A 17,706-nucleotide genomic window follows, 5' to 3' on the forward strand; every position below is an offset into this window, starting at 1 on the left:
AGCGCCCGAGGCGGCCGGACGGGAGCTTTAGCCAGCCCTCGACAGGGTGAGCGTGCAGAGGCTTTCGCTGGGGCCGACGCCGCCCTTGAAGTCGGCGCGCGACATGGTCGTGGTGGTGATGCTGTTGCCGGAGATGGTGGCGGAGAACGAACCGCTCATCGTCTTGTCCCCGCTCTGCGGCCGCCAGCTCACCGTGCCGGAAACCCGGTTGCCCGACATGTTGATCGTCACCACCGTGCCGCCGCGGCCGGGGAAGGTCTGGGAGACCTGACCGTTCACCGGCGCGAGCGTGATCGGAATGCCGGAGCCCTGCCACAGGTCGCACTTGAACGTGCCGGTCCAGCGCAGCTCGCCCGCGGGCGTTCCCGGCGCGGAAGGATTCGATGCCGGCGGACTCGGCGCGACAGGCGATGGCGTCGTCGCCGCTGCCTTCGTCTTGGCGGCATCTTCGGCGGCCTTCTTGTCGTCCTCGGCCTTCTTCTTCTGCTCCACCTCTTTCCTCTGGTCGGCGTCGTACTTCTGTAGCGCCGCCGACGCCTCGCGCGCCAGCGCTTCGTGCTGTGCGCCGTCGAGGAAGCCGGTCGCCGGCCGGTTCCGCGCCTTCTGCCAGGCGGCGATCATCTCGCGGCTGCGCGGCCCCAGCGCGCCGTCGTTGCCGCGCGTGTCGAAGCCCAGCGACGTCAGCGCGACCTGCACCCGCTGGCGTTCGGGAACGCCGAGCCGCAGCCCCGCCTCCGCTGCTTCGGCGGTCTTCTTGGCCGCGGCCTCCGCATCGGCCTTCGCCTTGGCGTCGGCATCCGCCTTTGCCTGTGCCTGGGCCTTTGCCTTCTCCTGCGCCTCCGCCTCGGCGATCTGCTTGGCGCTGGCGTCGGCCTTTTCCTTCGCTTCGGCCGCGGCTTTCTTCTGCGCCTCTTCTTCCGTCTTCCGGCGCTCAGCCTGGGCCTTCACGAGCGCTTCGTCGGCCAGGCGCTTGGTCTCGGCCTCCACCGTCGCCTTGCGGCGCGCATCCTCTTCGGCCTGGCGAAGGGCGGCCATCTCCGCCTCGGCCTTGCGTTGCGCCGCCTCGGCTTCGGCCCGCCGCGCCTCGTTCTGCGCCTCCTGCCGGCGCACCTCGATCTCGGCCTTGAGACGCGCGAGTTCCTCCTCGGCCGACTTGCGCGCGGCCTCGGCCTTTACCAGTTCGGCGTCAGCGGCCTGCTTGGCGGCGGCGTCGGCTTCGGCTTTGCGTTGCGCCTCCTCTTCGAGCCGCCGCTTCTCCGCGGCGGCCGCATCGGCAGCGCGCCGCTCGGCCAGCGCACGTTCGAGGTCTTCGACCTTCAGGTCCTGCAGCACGACCGCCTGCGGCGCCGCGGCCGACTTAGGCTCGGACGGTGACAGGCCAAGGTAGCCGCCACCCGCCAGCAGCAGCACCGCGGCGGCGACGCCGACATAAAGCGGCGCGCGACTCTTCCGTGACGGAGAGGGCGGCGCCGACTGCACCGTCGACGACAAGGTGGACGACGCCGTCGGTAATACGGTGGGCGTACGGGCCAGCATCGTCGCGTCGGGGTCGATCGTGCGCGAGGAAGAGAGCTGCGTGGCGTCCGTCGAGTCGGAGGCCGACATCGAGAGCAGCGCCCGCCAGCCTGCGATCGACTGCGGCCGGTCGGACGCGCGCACGGCGAGCCCGGCGTCGATGCCCGCGATCAGGCCCGGCGGAAAACCCGGCGGCGCGAGGCGCGCCAGCGGCTTGTACTCGTCGTCCAGCATGCGATCGAAGGCATTGGGCGGCGGCTCGCCGATGATCGCGTGGTAGAGCGTGGCGGAGAGGCCGTAGATGTCGGTCCACGGCCCCTGCTTGGCCGAGGTCATCTGCTCGCCCGCCGCATAGCCCGGTGTGAAGATCGCCGTCATCGCGATCGTCCGCCCGGTCATCGCCGCACGCGACGCGCCGAAGTCGATCAGCGTCGGATTGCCCTTGGCGTCGAGCAGGATGTTGGCCGGCTTGATGTCGCGATGGAGGAAGCCCGCGTCATGCACCTGCTCCAGCCCGTCGAGCAGCGTGTGCAGGATGCGTTCGACGGCAGCGCCATCGAGCGGCGGCCCCGACTTGATGCGGCCCTCGAGCGTGTCGCCGCGCAGCATCTCCATGACGATGTAGGCGGTGCCGTTGATCTCCAGGAAGTCGAAGACCCGCACGATGCCCGGCGCATGGTGGAGGCTGGCCAGGGTCCGGCCCTCGGCGACGAAGCGGTCGCGCCCCCAGGCGAAATCCTCCGCGACCTTGGTCGAGCGCGGCAGCACCGTCGTGCCGCCGGAACGATAGGCCAGCAAGGTCGGCAGATATTCCTTGATCGCGACATCGCGGTGGAGCTGGCTGTCGCTCGCGCGATAGGTGATGCCGAAACCACCCTGCCCCAGGACAGCGAGCACCTCGTGTCGCCCGATCCTGGTGCCCGGTTTCAATGCAACGATATCGGCATCCGACGCATTCTCTGCCCCGTCGGACTTCTGCTCCACCATGACGCCTGACTGCCCTACCCACACATCCCGGCGCACGCGCACGGGAGACACCAGCCAAGGCGAATACTCTAGAACCCGGAGTGAGGTCCAGTGTGTCGGCGTGCCGCCATCGACGACTTCAGGCTGGACGCTCTTCCTGCAAGGCGGATGGCATCGCTTCGATCCATCGACGGGCCGGCTCGAGTTCGCGGAACAGGCGCATGGGACGCTCCGCCGCCGACAGGAACCCGAGGAAGCGCATGAACGGGCCGGCATCCTCGTGTGGCAGGATCACCGCTATCGGCCCTGAAGGAGCACTCGCATGGGTGCCACGGATGCGCGCGCCGGCCGACATCAGCTCGTCTTCGGTCATGGCGAGCCGTGCGTTGCTCGCGTCGAAGAGCTTGCGCCAGCTCAGGACCTTCGCGCCTTCGACCGCGTCGATATAGGCCATGAGGTCCGCGTGCGTGAAGTCGCCTTCCGCCGTGTGCGTAACAAGGAGCCGTTGCGAATCGAAGATCCAGTGGAGCGCCACGGTGATTGACCTAAGTCAGCCCGGGCCTCGTGTAAACGCGCGACCGACTCGCGATTTCGCTGCGCCGGTTTCCGCAACGTCCGATCTAGTTCTTTGCTTCCTCGACGTAGCGCGCCAAAGCCCGCGCGAGCTGCTCTTGTGCAACGGGAAGCTCGGCAGGCATGGCACCGGGCAACGTCCTGTAGCGCTGCCGGCCAACATCCGTGAGCCGCAATCCAGCCTCTGAGTCCTCGATCAGTGCGAGGTTCTTCAGTCGCACGATGGCTCGCGCGGACAGCTCGTGCGTCGGCGTGAGACCGAGTGCTATGCGACGCAACGCGACTTCTTCGTGTGGGCTAAGCGGTGCAATGAGGCTTCGTCTCATGGGAGTATCCTTTCCCGCTCTGCGTCACAGCTTGATCACCTTTGGCTGCGGCTGGCAAGGACGCCCGCTCGAAAAATGCACAATCTGAATTTGCTCTGCAGACAGGCGCTGGCAGCAGTCGACAGAGGGGAGCGCCAGGAACTCGCTCTTCAGACCGTCGGAAGAGGTGGAACCGCGCCGAGCTGCTGCATGACTGAATAGAGGTTGGCGACGCCCCAGTGCTCTACGATCTTGCCGTCGCGGACGCGCATGGCGTCGACTGTCTCGAAAGCGACTTTTTTCCCGGTTGCGGGAACGCCGAGGAAGTTCCCTTTCTGGGTGCCGTGATAGGTCTTGAAGGTCGTGACGACGTCGCCATCGACGCACTGCCAATGGATTTCCGGCGTGAAGTCAGGAAAGGTTTCGCGCAGCCGCTTGTAGAGAACGAGCACGCCCGCCTTGTCGCGGGTCCCGCCGGGCTGCGGTGTGTGATCGTAGAAGTCGTCGGCGAAGAGTTCGTCGAACAGCTTCCAGTTGCCCTGCCCTTGGACCTCTTCGGTATTGCGGCGGATGATCGCCTTGGCGGCTTCGCCTGCTGAACTCGCGGCCATTCCCTGCGCCTCCCCATTTATCGTTTGTTCGCGATCATACCCGCAGGCGCTGACCTATGCGAAGCACGCTGTTGAAGTGTGATCTCGTCCGGTTATTCTCGTGCCGTTCGTTCCAGCCCAGGGAGACATCAATGGCGTCTGATCGGGACCACGACACCTCAAATGACAAAACGATGAAAGACGCGCCTGCGAAAGCGGGACGGCGCGGCATGCTTCTTGGCGGCACGGCGTTGTCGGCACTCGCGGTGGCGACGCTCGGCCGGCCGATCCAGTTGGCGCAGGCGCAGCAGGCCGCCCCCACTCCAACGCCGGGCAAGAAGCCCAACATCCTCGTCATCTTTGGCGACGATATCGGCATCCCGCAGATCAGCGCCTACACGATGGGCCTGATGGGCTACCGCACGCCCAACATCGATCGCATTGCGAGTGAAGGCGCGATCTTCACCGATGCCTACGGCCAGCAAAGCTGCACCGCCGGCCGCGCCTCGTTCATCCTGGGACAGGAGCCGTTCCGCACCGGCCTGCTCACCATCGGCATGCCGGGCGATCCGCACGGCATCGCGGACTGGATGCCGACCATCGCCAACGTGATGAAGGTGCAGGGCTATGCCACCGGTCAGTTCGGCAAGAACCATCTCGGCGACCAGGACAAGCACCTGCCGACGGCGCACGGCTTCGACGAGTTCTTCGGCAACCTCTATCACCTCAATGCCGAGGAGGAGCCGGAAGGCTACTTCTACCCGAAGGATCCGGAGTTCCGGAAGAAGTTCGGCCCGCGCGGCGTGCTGAAGACTTCGGCCGACGGCAAGATCCAGGACACCGGGCCGCTCAACACCAAGCGCATGGAAACCGTCGACGAGGAATTCCTCGGCGCCGCCAAGGATTTCATCGACCGGCAGGTCAAGGCCGACAAGCCGTTCTTCGTCTGGTTCAACTCGACGCGCATGCACGTCTTCACCCACCTCAAGAAGGAATCGCAGGGCAAGACCGGCATGGGCATCCATGCCGACGGTATGGCCGAGCACGACGCGATGGTGGGCGAGCTCCTGAAGCAGCTCGACGATCTCAAGATCGCCGACAACACCATCGTGCTCTACACCACCGACAACGGCGCGGAGATCGCGTTGTGGCCGGACGGCGCGATGACGATGTTCCACGGCGAGAAAGGCACGACCTGGGAAGGCGGCTTCCGCATTCCGATGATGGTGCGCTGGCCCGGCGTCGTGAAGCCGGGCACGCAGGTAAACGACATCATCTCCCTGCTCGACTGGTTCCCCACCCTCGCCGCGGCGGCGGGCGAGCCCAACATCAAGGACAAGATGAAGGCGGGCTACGCCGCGGGCGGCAAGACCTTCAAGGTCCATCTCGACGGCTACAACTTCGTGCCGTTCCTCAAGGGCGAGGCAAAGGCCGGGCCGCGCGACGCGATCTACTACTTCGACCAGGGTGGCAACCTGAACGCCATCCGCTGGAACGACTGGAAGGTGAGCTTCGCCGTTGCCTCGGAAGGCAACATCGCGACGGCGTTACGCGAAGTGCCGTCCTGGGCGCTGATCACCAACCTGCGCATGGACCCTTACGAGCGCGGCATGAAGGAAGGTGCCGGCGCCATGGAGTTCGTTGGCCGCCAGATGTGGCTGCTCGTGCCCATCCAGGCGAAGATCAAGGAGTTCTTCGCCGACTTCGACCAGTATCCCTTCCAGCTCGGCAGCACGCTCAACGCCTCGGGCATCAACTACCACTTGCTGCAGCAACAGCAGGCGCTGAAGCGGCTGAAGGACGTCGAGAACCTGCGGCCGCGCTGACGGCCGGTCGGGATCTACGAATCAGACGGGCGGCGGGGCGACGCAGCGGTCGCGGGCGGCGGAAAGCTTGATGGTGAGGCCCGGAGTGTCCCACTCGCGGGAAATCTCGCCGCCCAACTGGGCCACGGTCGCCTCGACGAGGATGCTGCCGAAGCCCCGCTCCTTGCCGACCGCGTCGATCGGCGGGCCACCGCGTTCGGTCCACCGGATGTGGACCATGTTCTCCCGTTCGCTGCAAACGATGGCCACCGTGCCGTCCGGCGTCGACAGGCTCCCGTACTTTGCCGCGTTGGTCGCGAACTCGTTGAAGAGCAGCGCGAAGGAGGTGACGGAACCGCCGCTCAGCGCCAGATCGATTCCCTCGATCGCCAGGCGCGGGCGGGCGGCATCCCGCGTCTCGTAGGGCGACAGGATCGTCCGGAGCAGGTCATGCAGCGTGGCCGTGCGCTCGGTCAGGCCGCCCTCGGCGGTCAAGTCCGGCAGGGTGAGCGACTGGGCGCGCGCCAGCGCGGCGAGGCGATCGTTCACCGCCGATGCCAGCTCCTGGACCGATTGCGTCGAGCGCGCGCTCAGCATCACGACGCCGCCTGCCAGCGCGAACAGGTTTTTCACCCGATGGTTCATTTCCCGCAACAGCAGCCGCTGCCGTTCCAGCGCCTGGCGCCGCTCGGTGATGTTGCGGGCGATCTTCGAGGCGCCGATGACGACGCCGTTCTCGCTCTTTATCGGCGATACCGTGAGCGAGATGTCGATCGGGCTTCCGTCCTTGTGCTGGCGCACGGTTTCGAAGTGATCGATGCGCTCGCCCGTGCGCAAGCGGGCGAGGATGCCGGTCTCTTCGTCGAGGCGATCGGCCGGGATCAACAGAGTGATGTGCTGTCCGATGGCTTCGGCCGCCGTGTAGCCGAACAGCCGCTCCGCGCCACCGTTCCAGCTCGTGATGATGCCGTCGAGATTCTTGGTGACGATAGCATCGTCGGAAGAATCGACGATGGCCGTGAGCAGCCGCGACGAGCGCTTGTGGTCGCTGATATCGACCAGGACATTGACCGCCCCGACGAGGACGCCGGACCGGTCGTACAACGGCGTCGGGAACGGGATGAACGGAACCCGGCTGCCGTCGGGCCGCTCGGCGACGGCTTCGACATTGCGAACGGTGCGGCGCTCGCGCAGCGCAACCGCCATCGGGCATTGATCGTGCAGCAGCGGCGTGCCGTCGGGCCAATAGAGCTTCCACGATCCGCAGAAGGTGCTCTCGCCCAGCGCCGGACGGCAGCCCCAGAGGTCGGCCGCGGCCTGGTTGTAATAGGTGATCGTGCCCGCGGCGTCGGTCGTGTAGACCGCCACGGGAAGTGCGTCGAGCAGGTCGGGAGGTAGATAGGGGAGCGGATCGGACGTCTGTTGCCCGATCACCGGTGGAAGGGCGCCATCCGGCGTGACGTCGCTCAGGCACGCGACGGCGCCGACGAGCTGCCCCGCCGGGTCCCTCAAGGGATCGACTGTCATCGCCACGACGACGCGCGTGCCGTCCGGCCGCTCGACGACGGTCCCGCTGTTGCGTACGGCAATGCCGTTCGCCAGCACCTTCGCCATCGCGCCCTCGGCCCGCGTCGGCTTGCGGCCCCACAGCGCCTCGGCCGCACGATTGCAGCGGATGATATTTCCTTCGATATCGCAGACGCAGACACCGACCGGCAGCAGGTCGAGCAGACTCGACGGAAGATCGAGCAGTTGTTCCTCTGGAAGAGGCGGCAGCATCACAAGACTCCGAGCGTCAATGAAACCTTTCATCCTGCCTCCCGTTCGCTCCCGGGGGCTCGCCGGGGCCCATGGGCCTCGGCGCGCTCGTGATTGAGAGTGCCAGCCTTCGCACCTTGCGGTGCCGCAACACACAACGCAAGGAGCCCCGTTCGCGTTCCGATTGAACATGACATTCGCCAGACCGCCGGGCGCCGGCGAGCGGGCAGCACAAAGGCCATTCGTTCCCTCCCAACGGTAGAAAAAGCCTTCGGTTTGGAGGGGAACGATAAAGCAATGGCGCCGTTTGTCAGGAGCTGATCCCTTCCCCCGGGGCCCCCCTCCCGGGGCCTCAATGACGGAGCCTGGACATGTTGGGAACCATCCTGCTGATCATCTTGATCCTGATCCTGGTTGGCGCCCTGCCGACATGGCCGCACAGCAGAGCTTGGGGCTACTACCCCAGCGGCGGCATCGGCATCGTTCTCATCATCATCATCATCCTGCTGCTGATGGGGCGAATCTGACCGTCCGAGCGTTTTTGGCCCGAATAACCCTCTCGTTTTCCGGAAAAGACAGAGAATTCCAGCCCCTTCCAGTCGTGGAAGCTGACGGACTGCTTCCCCTTGGTTAAGCCTCCGCTGCCGCACTCCCATCGTGCGCGTTAATCAAGGAAGAAGCAGATGTCGTCACCGCTCACTGCGTCGGCCGTCCTGTTCCAAGATGACTTTTCGACGAACGGACCGCTCAACTCCGCCAACTGGGACTTCAACCACTGGACCCAGAACAACAACTCGTCCTTTCTCGGCCAGACCCAGATGCGGCAGAACCTGCCCTCTGCCGAAAATGGCATGGCCCGCATCAAGATGGACACCTACACCCCGCCCCCGCCGGATAACCCGAATGCCCCGTCCAATTCCTATTACGGTTCGGAGGCCATCACCAACCAGGCGTGGGACCTGACCGGCGGCGGCCTCGCCTTCGAGGGCAAGTTCAAGTTCGAGGGCAACCAGGGCGGCATGATCGCCGGGTTCTTCAGCTACGAGAAGTTCGCGCCGGGCGTCGGGCACGAGATGCACGACGAAATCGACTTCGAGATCATCACCACCCAGATGCAGAAGATCTCGACCAACATCTTCAAGCATCAGGCATCCGGCACACCGGAGTCGAAGCCGGTGGACGGCGGGCTGGCGATCGACCACGTCTATCGCTTCGAGTGGCTACCCTCGGTGGTGCGCTGGTACGTCGACGGCAAACTGATCCGCGAGACAACGGAGAACGTCCCGACCAAGCCGCAGCAGCTCCACATCAACCTGTGGGGCGCGCCGCAGGCCGGCGGCCCCAATGGCGGCCCGTGGGGTCCCAACCCCGGCGATCCGGGCGGACCGAACATCACCGATCCGACCTTGCTGATCGCGCACACCCCGGCAGAGAACAAGAGCTACTATTTCGACGTCGACTACGTGAAGGTCGAACGGCTGGCGACGCACCTCGGTGACAGCGGGCACAACAACCTGCTCGGCAGCGCGGCCAGCGAAGCCCTCGACGGCGCGGCCGGCGACGATACGCTCGACGGCGGCGAAGGCCACGACACGGTCGCGGGCGGCGCAGGCAACGATACGCTCAAGGGCGGCGTCGGCGACGACTCGCTCTATGGCGGCACGGGCACCAACATCCTGAGCGGCGGCGCCGGCGCCGACCGGTTCCACAGCGGCGACGGCGCGGACACGGTGCGCGACACCCTGGCCGACCTTCACGGCGACACGTTCGCCGCCTTCGGCGCCAACGATGCGGTGCACATCCAGGGCGCGCTGGTCGGACGCGGCGACGTCGTCGTCACGCCGGGCGCGGGCGGCACGGGCGGCAGCTCCGTCACCATCGGCGGCACGACCTTCCAGATGGAAGGTGATCAGTCCGGCGGCGACTTCATGACGGTGGCGCGCGGCACCGGCCCCGACGCCAACACGCTGCTGACCTTCCAGAACTTTCTGCCGACCCTGGCGGAAGGCGCACGGGTCGACTCGGCGAAGATCAATGGCATCGCCAACGAGCCGTTCCTGACCGGCGACGGCGCGGTCGGCTACACGGCGGAACTGAAGTCGGCCGCGTCGGCCTACGCCAACACGCTGGGCTACTACAAGATCGCCGCCGACGGCACGATCGGCGACGTCAACATCCTGTTCAACAACACGATGAACGTGGCGTCGGGCGCCCGCACCGTCGATCTCGGCACGCCAGCCGATGGCGAGCGCGTCGCCTTCTTCCTGATCCAGAACGGCTTCAGCAAGTTCGGCGCCCTGCCGGACAACCTGTCGTTCGTGACGCCAGGTACGGGGACGCCGTCCGACGTCGATCTCGGCGTTCCGCCGGTCCTCAGCAGCGCCACCCTGGGCCTGCTCAACGGCGCGACCATCTTCCACTCGCTGTCGACGCTCAATCCGAACGACGCGCTGCAGGTCCTCTCCGGCACGTCCGCGGGTGGCAAGGAACTGCTGATCGGCTTCGAGGATCTGCCGGCCGCCACCGGCGACAACGACTTCCAGGACATCGTCATCAGCATCAAGACCAACACCGACGACTTCCTGCTCGCCGCCTAGGTCATCTGGCCGTCCGATCGGCCTCAGCCAACGAAGAAGCGCCCGCCCCTCACAAGGGGCGGGCGTTTTCGGTTGAAGCGGGTGCTGGCGCAGGACTGCCGTTTGCGTCGCCGGATCGGGCGCCCGACCGCGATCCGGCGAAGCGTGGAAAGGACAAAGAATTCCGCCATTTTCCACTCGGCAGGATTGACGAACAACCTTACCGAGACATTAGTCGGCTCACTGGGGAGACTTTATCGCCGCCGGCGCTTGCGGGCGTGCCGATCTGAGAGAAGGTAGAAACGAATGTCCTCACCGCTTGCTGCATCGGCCGTTCTGTTCCAGGACGATTTCTCGGTCAACGGGCCGCTCAACTCCGCCAACTGGGACTTCAACCACTGGACCAAGGACAACAACCCGTCCTATCTCGGCCAGACCCAGATGCGGCAGAACCTGCCGTCTGCCGAAAACGGCATGGCCCGCATCAAGATGGACACCTACAACCCGCCGCCGGGCAAGCCCGACTCCTATTACGGGTCGGAAGCCAAGACCAACCAGGCGTGGGACCTCACCGGCGGCGGCCTTGCCTTCGAAGGCAAGTTCAAGTTCGACGGTAACCAGGGCGGCATGATCGCCGGGTTCTTCTCCTACGAGAAGTTTCCGCCGAGCGCCCCGCACGAGCCGCACGACGAGATCGACTTCGAGATCATCACCACCCAGATGGCGAAGATCTCGACCAACGTCTTCCAGCATCAGAAGAGCGGCACGCCACTCTCCTTCGCCGTGGATGGCGGGCTGGCGATCGACCATGTCTACCGCTTCGAATGGCTGCCCTCGGTGGTGCGCTGGTTCGTCGACGGCAAGCTGATCCGCGAGGAGACGACGCACGTCCCGACCAAGCCGCAGCAGCTTCATATCAATTTGTGGGGTGCGCCGCAGACCGATCCGCCGAACGGCGGGCCGTGGGGCAAGAACCCTGGCGATCCGACCGGGCCGAACATCACCGATCCGAGCCTGCTGATCGCGCCCAACGCGGCCCAGAACAAGAGCTACTATTTTGATGTCGACTACGTGAAGGTCGAACGGCTGGCGACCCTGGTCGGTGACGGCGCTCACAACAACATGCTGGGCACCGCGGCGGCCGAAGCCCTCGATGGCGGGGCGGGCGACGACGTGATCGACGCCAGCGGCGGCAACGACGTGGTCGCGGGCAACGCAGGCAACGACACGCTGCGCGGCGAGGCCGGCGACGACGCGCTCTACGGCGGCACGGGCAGCAACATCCTGAGTGGCGGCGCCGGCGCGGACCGCTTCCACACCCTCGACGGTGCGGACACGATTCGCGACACCTTGGCCGACCTGCACGGCGACACGATGACCGGTTTTAGCGCCAACGATGCGATCCAGATCATGGGCGCGCTGGTCGGACGCGGCGACGTCGCCGTCGCGCCGGGCACGGGCGGCAGTGCCGTCACCATCGGCGGCACGACCTTCCAGGTCGAAGGCAATCACTCCGGCGGCGACTTCATGACGGTGGCGCGTGGCACCGGCCCCGACGCCAACACGCTGCTGACCTTCCAGAACTTCCTGCCGACCCTGTCGGAAGGCGCGCGGGTCGACACGGCGAAGATCAACGGCATCGCCAACGAGCCGTTCCTGACCGGCGACGGCACGGTCGGCTTCTCGGCGGAACTGAAGTCCGCCGCGTCCACCTACGCCAACACGCTCGGCTACTACAAGATCGCCGCCGACGGCACGATCGGCGACGTCAACATCCTGTTCAACAACACGATGAACGTGGCATCGGGCGCCCGCACCGTCGATCTCGGCACACCGGCGGCCGGCGAACGCGTCGCCTTCTTCCTGATCCAGAACGGCTTCAGCAAGTTCGGCGCCCTGCCGGACAACCTGTCGTTCGTGACGCCGGGTATGGGAACGCCGTTCGACGTCGACGACGGTAACACGCCGATCCTGCAAAGTGCGACGCTGGGAACGCTCACCGGCGCTTCCATCTTCCACTCGCTGTCGACGCTCAATCCGAACGACGCGCTGCAGGTCCTCTCCGGTACCTCCGCCGGCGGCAAGGAACTGCTGATCGGCTTCGAGGATCTGCCGGCCGCCACCGGCGACAACGACTTCCAGGACATCATCATCAGCATCAAGACCAACACCGACGACTTCCTGCTCGCCGCCTAGGTCTTCCGGCCGTCCCATTCGGCCTTAACCAACGAAGAAGCGCCCGCCCCCTCACAAGGGGCGGGCGTTTTTCGTTACGGCACTTGTTCGTTGCCGGGCGCCTCGAATCCGTTCCATGGTGGGTCCGCCCGACAGTCCCGGCTGCGGCAGAGCACCTGGACCGAGGATGACCAGCAATCACACTCCCCCTGCCGACGCGCCTTCCCGCCGTGGGCCGCTGCTGCGCTGGTTCGTCTCGTCCGCCACGCTGGGCGTGCCACAGGCGGCAGGGCCCATCGCCTTCTCGCTCGTCGCGCTGAGCGTCACCGGTGACACGCGTGGCGGCGCCGCGATGATGCTGGCGATGACGCTGGCCCAGGTGGTCGGCGCCATCCCGATCGCCCGGCTCGGCGCGCGTTTTCCTTTGGCGACGTTCCTCAGGCTGCTGATCGCCGTTCGCACGGTGGCGCTGGCCTCCGTTGCCTTGCTCGCCGCCTACGAAGCCCCCTTCATCTGGCTCGTCGCCCTTGCGGCCGTTGCGGGATTGGTGAACGGCGCGGCGTCCGGCTATCTGCGCGCCATCCTCAACCACCTGGCGTCGGCGTCGCGGATGCCCCGTGCCCTCGGCATCGCCGCGACGCTCAACGAGACGACCTTCGTGCTGGCGCCGGTCATGGCGTCGGGGTTGGGCACGATCTCGCCCGCCTTCGGTGTCCTGGCCCTAGCGGCAATAGGCGCGCTGCCGGCGTTGCTGGTGCCAGGCACGGGTTCGTCCCACCTCGACGCCGTGCGCGGTGCCAGCGGCTCCCTTCTCAACCGTTCCCTCCTGCTGTGGCTGATGTGTGCGGCCGCGGGAGGCGCCACCGTCGCGTCCATCGAGATCGGCGCCGTCGCGCTGGCGTTGAACTTCGGATACGAGCCGGCGCTCGCAATCCTGTTCACCGTTCCGCTGTGCCTGGCCTCGGTGGCCGGCGGCATATGGGTCAGCATACGGAACCGCATGGCGACGCGGAAAATCGTGCTGGCTCAACTCTCGATCATGTCGATCGGGTCGGCTCTCGTCGCCCTCAACCTGTCCGTCGCGACAACCGTCGTCGGCGCCGTCCTCATCGGCTCGGTCCTCGCGCCGTTGGCGACGTATTACTCGCTGATCCTGGACACGCTGGCGCCGCCGCAGCGACGTGCGGAAGTGTTTGCCCTGCTGCGCACCGCCAACGCCGTCGGCGTCATCTTCGCCAGCGCGGTCCTGACCGTCGTCTCCCTGTCCCTGACACTGATCGTCGTCACCGGCCTGATGATGGTCGTTACGCTGGTCGTCGGCATTGCCTCGCTGCGACGCCAGGCTCCTGCCCGGCAGCGCGAATAGGCACTGCACCGCGCGCCGGTCAGCCGCCCCGCCGCTCCGCAAAGGAGGAGCAGAAGCTGGCGACACGCCGGGCCAACTGCCTTGTCGGCACGATTTCAGGGCCGTCGCCGGCAATTGCCGCCTCGGGCATCTCGCGCACCGCCGCTTCTCGGGGATCCTGAACGAGCGCAACGCCGCCACGCGCTCGAATGGCCCTCAGCCCCTCTGCTCCATCGGTTCCCTCGCCACCCAGAATGATGCCGATCGTGCGTCGACCGAACGTGGCCGCCGCCGACGCAAAGAGGGGATCGACGGCGGGGCGCGTAAAGTGGAGCTTGGCCCCTCGGTCGAGCTGGATGCAGCCCGGCGGGACCAGTCTCATGTGCAGATCCGACGGCGCGATATAGACGTGCCCGGGCATGAACGTTTCCCCATCCTGGCCGAAGCTGACGGGCAATGGGGCGTACCACTTCAGGATGTCCGCCAAATGGCTGGGATGCGCCCCGACATGCATCACCAGCGCGACCCCTGCTCCGCAATCGGGCGGAAGACGCTCTATGATCTGCCGCACGGCCTCAAGCGCACCCGTGGAGGCACCGATAACCACAACTGGAAATTCATTCATCGCCTGCGACCAGCACCTTCCACTCGGGATGGGACAGGGCGGCAACGTCACCCGAGAGGTGCGGTTGCTGATCGGCTTACAGGTCAGGTGCGCCGGATGGTAACCGTGGTGCCGTTCAGTCCCGTCGATGTCGAAACGGTCGCGCTGAGCTGGTGCGCCAGCGCATCGACGATGCTGGTCCCCAGCCCGGATCGCGAACGTCCCCCCGGCGGAGGCTTTTCGACGAGACCGGTGCCATTGTCGGAAACGGTGAGTGCCCAGGCGGCCTCTTTCATCTGGTAATTCACGACGATCCGTCCGCCGTTCAATGAGGGCGGAAAAGCATGCTTCAGGGCATTGATCACGAGTTCGGTGACGATGAGGCCGAGGCTCACGGCATGACTGGAACTGAACGCGCCTTCGCTGGCGATAACCTCGATCACGACGCCGCTTTCCTTGCTGGTCATCGACTTTGCCAGAGCGCCGCAGAGCTTCTCGAGATAGGGAGCCACATCGACCGATCCGGTCCGGCCGGGCGCATAGAGATGGCCCTGTACGGCAGCCAGAGACAGAATGCGGTCGTGCGCGTCGGTCATGTGCTGACGGGTTTCGTCGTTTTGCGCCGACCTCGCCTTCAGCATCAGGATGCTGGCGATGATCGCCAGACTGTTGGCGACACGGTGCTGCAACTCCTTCAGCAGGAGGCCTTTCTGTTCGAGCAGGTCCGCGACCTGTCTCTCGAGCACACGTCGGTCCGTGATGTCGTGGATGTGCAGGAGCAGCGATCGTGGTCCGCCATTCTCGTAGCGGACCTCCCGAGCCGCAAGAATCATGGTCCGCAGGCCAAGGCCCGGGAATTCGCGATGGACCTCGAACCCGTCGAGCATTCCTTTTTCCGGCAGAATCTTTTCGAGCAGGACGCGAAGCTCCGGACTGTCCCATTCACCGCCACCCAGCTCGTAGAACATCCTGCCCTGGGTGGCCTGGCGATCGACGCCGAAGGCGAGATAGAACGACCGGCTTGCCGTGATGACGCGCAAATCCGCGTCGAGCACGACGAGGGGATCGATGACCGAGTCGACCATCGCCTGTGCGAGCGTACGCGCATCGGCGATGCCCGCAAACGTGTCGATGTCGGCCATGTGCCACCCTAGCCGGGAAAAGTGGGCGGGCCAATGAGGGGCCAGTTCAAAATCGTACGCGGGAAAGCGTTGCAGCCCCCGTGCTCCCCCTCAAAAAGAAACGCCCGCCCCTTTCGGGGCGGGCGTCCGTCGTGGTTGTCAGTCGATGTTACTCGTCGCAGCAGGGCATCGCGTCTTCGCAGCACGGGCCGCCGTCACAGCAGGGCTGTGAGGCGTGCGCAGCTGTTCCGAAAGCGAACAGCAGGACGAGCGTCGAGAGAAGTGTACGCAACATTGTGTTCTCCTTTGATTTGAGAAAATTTCGACGACGGAGAGTGATCAGCGCGGAGGGGGTTCCGCGGGTGCCGGATCGATGCCGGTGGCCGACGTGGCCGACAGGCCGAGCCACGCGGCCGTAACGGTCATGTATCGCAGAGGCAGCGCGCCGTCGTCGGGCGTACTGGCCGGGCAACTCGGACACGCGACGATGCTTGCCGGCGTCGCCTGCCCTTCACAGCATGGACAGGCCTCGCCCTCGGCATGCGCCGCGTTCGCTGACGCGACGACGGCGGCCGGCAGAGCGACCCACAGCACCGCCGCCACGAGGGCGAGCATCGAAACGATTCGGGTGACGAAAGCGATCACGGCGTCGAAAATACCTGCAGGATCGCCTCCTGTCAGGGGCGCTCTCGTCACAGGCGTTCGCACGATCACGTTACCGATTGGCCGCTCCTGACGGTACGATTTCAGAACGGAAGGACGGCCGATCCATGCGTAAATCCTCCAGGCGGACCCTTCTTGCCGGCGCCGCAGCGGTGCTCGCTGCCCCGCTGGCTCCGCTGGTTCCGCTGGCTTCCTCACCTGTCCTGGCGCAGACCGCGACCAGGGAGAAGGTCGCGGCGGCGCTGCCCAAGCTCGAAGCCTTCGCGCGGCAGATCATCGACAAAAAGCTCGTGCCCGGGCTCTCGATCGCCGTGGTCCATCGCGACGAGGTCGTCTTCCTCCACGGCTTCGGCCTGCGCCAGGTCGGCAAGCCCGAACCGGTCGACGCCGACACGGTGTTCCAGCTCGCCTCGCTCTCCAAGCCTCTCTCCTCGACCGTCGTGTCGGCGCTGGTCAGCGACGGCAAGGTCTCGTGGGACAGTCGCATCCGCGACATCGATCCGGGCTTTGCGCTTCAGGACGAGCTGGCGTCGGCGGCCGTCACGGTCGGCGACCTGTTCGCCCACCGCAGCGGACTGCCGGGCCATGTCGGCGACGACATCGAGGAGCTGGGCTTCTCCCAGGGCGAGATCCTGCACCGGCTGCGACTCGCGAAACCCGAGTACAGCTTTCGCAACGGCTACTCGTACAGCAATTTCGGCCTGACCGAAGGCGCCGTCGCGGCCGCACGGTTCTCGGGCATGGGCTGGGACGAAGCGGCCGAGGAGAAGCTCTACAAGCCGCTCGGCATGAAATTGACCAGCTCGCGCTATCGCGATTTCGAGAGCCGCCCCAACCGCGCCTCTTTGCATGTGCCGGTCGACGGCAACTGGGCGTCCTTCACGCGGCGCAATGCCGATGCGCAGGCGCCCGCCGGCGGTGCAAGCTCGAACGCGCGCGACATCGCGCAATGGCTGCGCCTGTTGCTGGCCGATGGCCAACACGATGGCCGCCAACTGATCGACAAGGCGGCGCTACAGCGCGCGCATGTTCCCGCCATCGTGCGCGGCATCGATCCGAAGACCGGTGCCGCGAGCTTCTACGGCTACGGCTGGGCCATCAATTATCGCGAGCACGGCGTCGAATGGAATCATGCTGGCGCGTTCAGCGCGGGCGCGCGGACGCTGGTGCACCTGATCCCGGGCGAGCAGCTCGCCATCGCCGTCCTGGCGAATGCCTTTCCGACCGGCGTGCCCGAGGGGATCGTCGCGACCTTCTTCGACCTGGTCTTCAAGGGCGCGCCGACGCGCGACTGGGTGGCCCCGGCAAACGAGGCCTTCGAGGCCGGCTACAAGGAGATGATGAAGCCGAGCCTCGCCTACGCGACGCCACCGGCGTCGCCGGCGGCAGCGTTGCCGGTCGCGGCCTACCTCGGGGACTACGGCAACGATTATGTCGGCGACGCCAAGGTCATGGAGTCCGGCGGATCGCTCTTCCTGCTGCTCGGGCCGACCGGCAAACGCTTCCCGCTCACCCACTTCAATCGCGACGTCTTCGTCTACAGCCCCATGACGGAAGCGCCCAAGGCGCGGATCGGCGTGAGCTTCCTGATCGGCCCCGACGGCAAGGCCGCCGAGGTCACGATCGAGGACCTCAACCAGTATGGACTGGGAAGACTGACGCGGACCGACGCGAGGTAAGGGCGACATCGCGCCGGTTGACTCGACTATC

The 17,706-nt window shown here is 66.0% G+C and carries 14 protein-coding genes; 6 read left to right on the plus strand and 8 right to left on the minus strand.

Annotated features, from left to right (window positions below; genetic code table 11):
• Positions 1-27 precede the first annotated feature (27 nt).
• From EPO50_RS18490 to EPO50_RS18505, 4 genes are all read right to left on the minus strand, one after another.
• Positions 28-2,553 carry a protein kinase gene (locus EPO50_RS18490; RefSeq protein WP_296346477.1) on the minus strand — a complete coding sequence of 842 codons (2,526 nt, stop codon included), beginning with the start codon at positions 2,551-2,553 and terminating at the stop codon, positions 28-30.
• Positions 2,554-2,620: 67 nt separating this feature from the next.
• Complete coding sequence (locus EPO50_RS18495) at positions 2,621-3,016, minus strand: hypothetical protein (protein ID WP_296346478.1); 396 nt, start codon at positions 3,014-3,016, stop codon at positions 2,621-2,623.
• Positions 3,017-3,101: 85 nt separating this feature from the next.
• On the minus strand, positions 3,102-3,380 hold the full coding sequence (locus EPO50_RS18500) for a hypothetical protein (protein WP_296346479.1): 279 nt from the start codon (positions 3,378-3,380) through the stop codon (positions 3,102-3,104).
• Between the two features lie 149 nt (positions 3,381-3,529).
• Entirely contained in the window at positions 3,530-3,970 is a 441-nt protein-coding gene (locus EPO50_RS18505) for an ester cyclase (RefSeq protein WP_296346480.1), read from the minus strand.
• 173 nt (positions 3,971-4,143) lie between these two features.
• Between EPO50_RS18505 and EPO50_RS18510 the strand changes: the two genes are divergently transcribed.
• Positions 4,144-5,775 carry an arylsulfatase gene (locus EPO50_RS18510; RefSeq protein ID WP_296346481.1) on the plus strand — a complete coding sequence of 544 codons (1,632 nt, stop codon included), beginning with the start codon at positions 4,144-4,146 and terminating at the stop codon, positions 5,773-5,775.
• A gap of 21 nt (positions 5,776-5,796) precedes the next feature.
• On the opposite strand, the gene EPO50_RS18515 is transcribed toward EPO50_RS18510, so the two are convergent.
• The gene (locus tag EPO50_RS18515; protein ID WP_296346482.1) at positions 5,797-7,533 is read right to left on the minus strand and encodes a PAS domain S-box protein; all 1,737 of its coding nucleotides are present in this window, start codon (positions 7,531-7,533) and stop codon (positions 5,797-5,799) included.
• A 350-nt stretch (positions 7,534-7,883) separates the two neighbouring features.
• Between EPO50_RS18515 and EPO50_RS18520 the strand changes: the two genes are divergently transcribed.
• The 4 genes from EPO50_RS18520 to EPO50_RS18535 all read left to right on the plus strand — a co-directional run bounded on the left by EPO50_RS18520 (position 7,884) and on the right by EPO50_RS18535 (position 13,629).
• Positions 7,884-8,039: a DUF3309 family protein gene (locus tag EPO50_RS18520; protein WP_296346483.1), complete on the plus strand. Its 156-nt coding sequence runs from the start codon at positions 7,884-7,886 to the stop codon at positions 8,037-8,039.
• Positions 8,040-8,195: 156 nt separating this feature from the next.
• Positions 8,196-10,109: a family 16 glycosylhydrolase gene (locus EPO50_RS18525; protein ID WP_296346484.1), complete on the plus strand. Its 1,914-nt coding sequence runs from the start codon at positions 8,196-8,198 to the stop codon at positions 10,107-10,109.
• Between the two features lie 285 nt (positions 10,110-10,394).
• Positions 10,395-12,284, plus strand: a complete 1,890-nt coding sequence (locus tag EPO50_RS18530; RefSeq protein ID WP_296346485.1) for a family 16 glycosylhydrolase — start codon at positions 10,395-10,397, stop codon at positions 12,282-12,284.
• Between the two features lie 166 nt (positions 12,285-12,450).
• Entirely contained in the window at positions 12,451-13,629 is a 1,179-nt protein-coding gene (locus EPO50_RS18535; protein WP_296346486.1) for an MFS transporter, read from the plus strand.
• 19 nt (positions 13,630-13,648) lie between these two features.
• Here EPO50_RS18535 and EPO50_RS18540 read toward each other — a convergent pair whose 3' ends face one another.
• From EPO50_RS18540 to EPO50_RS18550, 3 genes are all read right to left on the minus strand, one after another.
• On the minus strand, positions 13,649-14,215 hold the full coding sequence (locus EPO50_RS18540) for a chemotaxis protein CheB (RefSeq protein ID WP_296346487.1): 567 nt from the start codon (positions 14,213-14,215) through the stop codon (positions 13,649-13,651).
• A gap of 101 nt (positions 14,216-14,316) precedes the next feature.
• On the minus strand, positions 14,317-15,354 hold the full coding sequence (locus EPO50_RS18545) for a histidine kinase dimerization/phosphoacceptor domain -containing protein (RefSeq protein ID WP_296346488.1): 1,038 nt from the start codon (positions 15,352-15,354) through the stop codon (positions 14,317-14,319).
• 318 nt (positions 15,355-15,672) lie between these two features.
• Positions 15,673-16,029 (minus strand): hypothetical protein, encoded by a 357-nt coding sequence (locus tag EPO50_RS18550; protein ID WP_296346489.1) that lies wholly within the window; start codon positions 16,027-16,029, stop codon positions 15,673-15,675.
• Positions 16,030-16,103: 74 nt separating this feature from the next.
• Here EPO50_RS18550 and EPO50_RS18555 point away from each other — a divergent pair, with 74 nt between their 5' ends.
• Entirely contained in the window at positions 16,104-17,675 is a 1,572-nt protein-coding gene (locus EPO50_RS18555) for a serine hydrolase (protein ID WP_296346490.1), read from the plus strand.
• Positions 17,676-17,706: the final 31 nt, after the last annotated feature.

This window comes from Reyranella sp., assembly GCF_004297405.1.
Taxonomy (GTDB): domain Bacteria; phylum Pseudomonadota; class Alphaproteobacteria; order Reyranellales; family Reyranellaceae; genus Reyranella.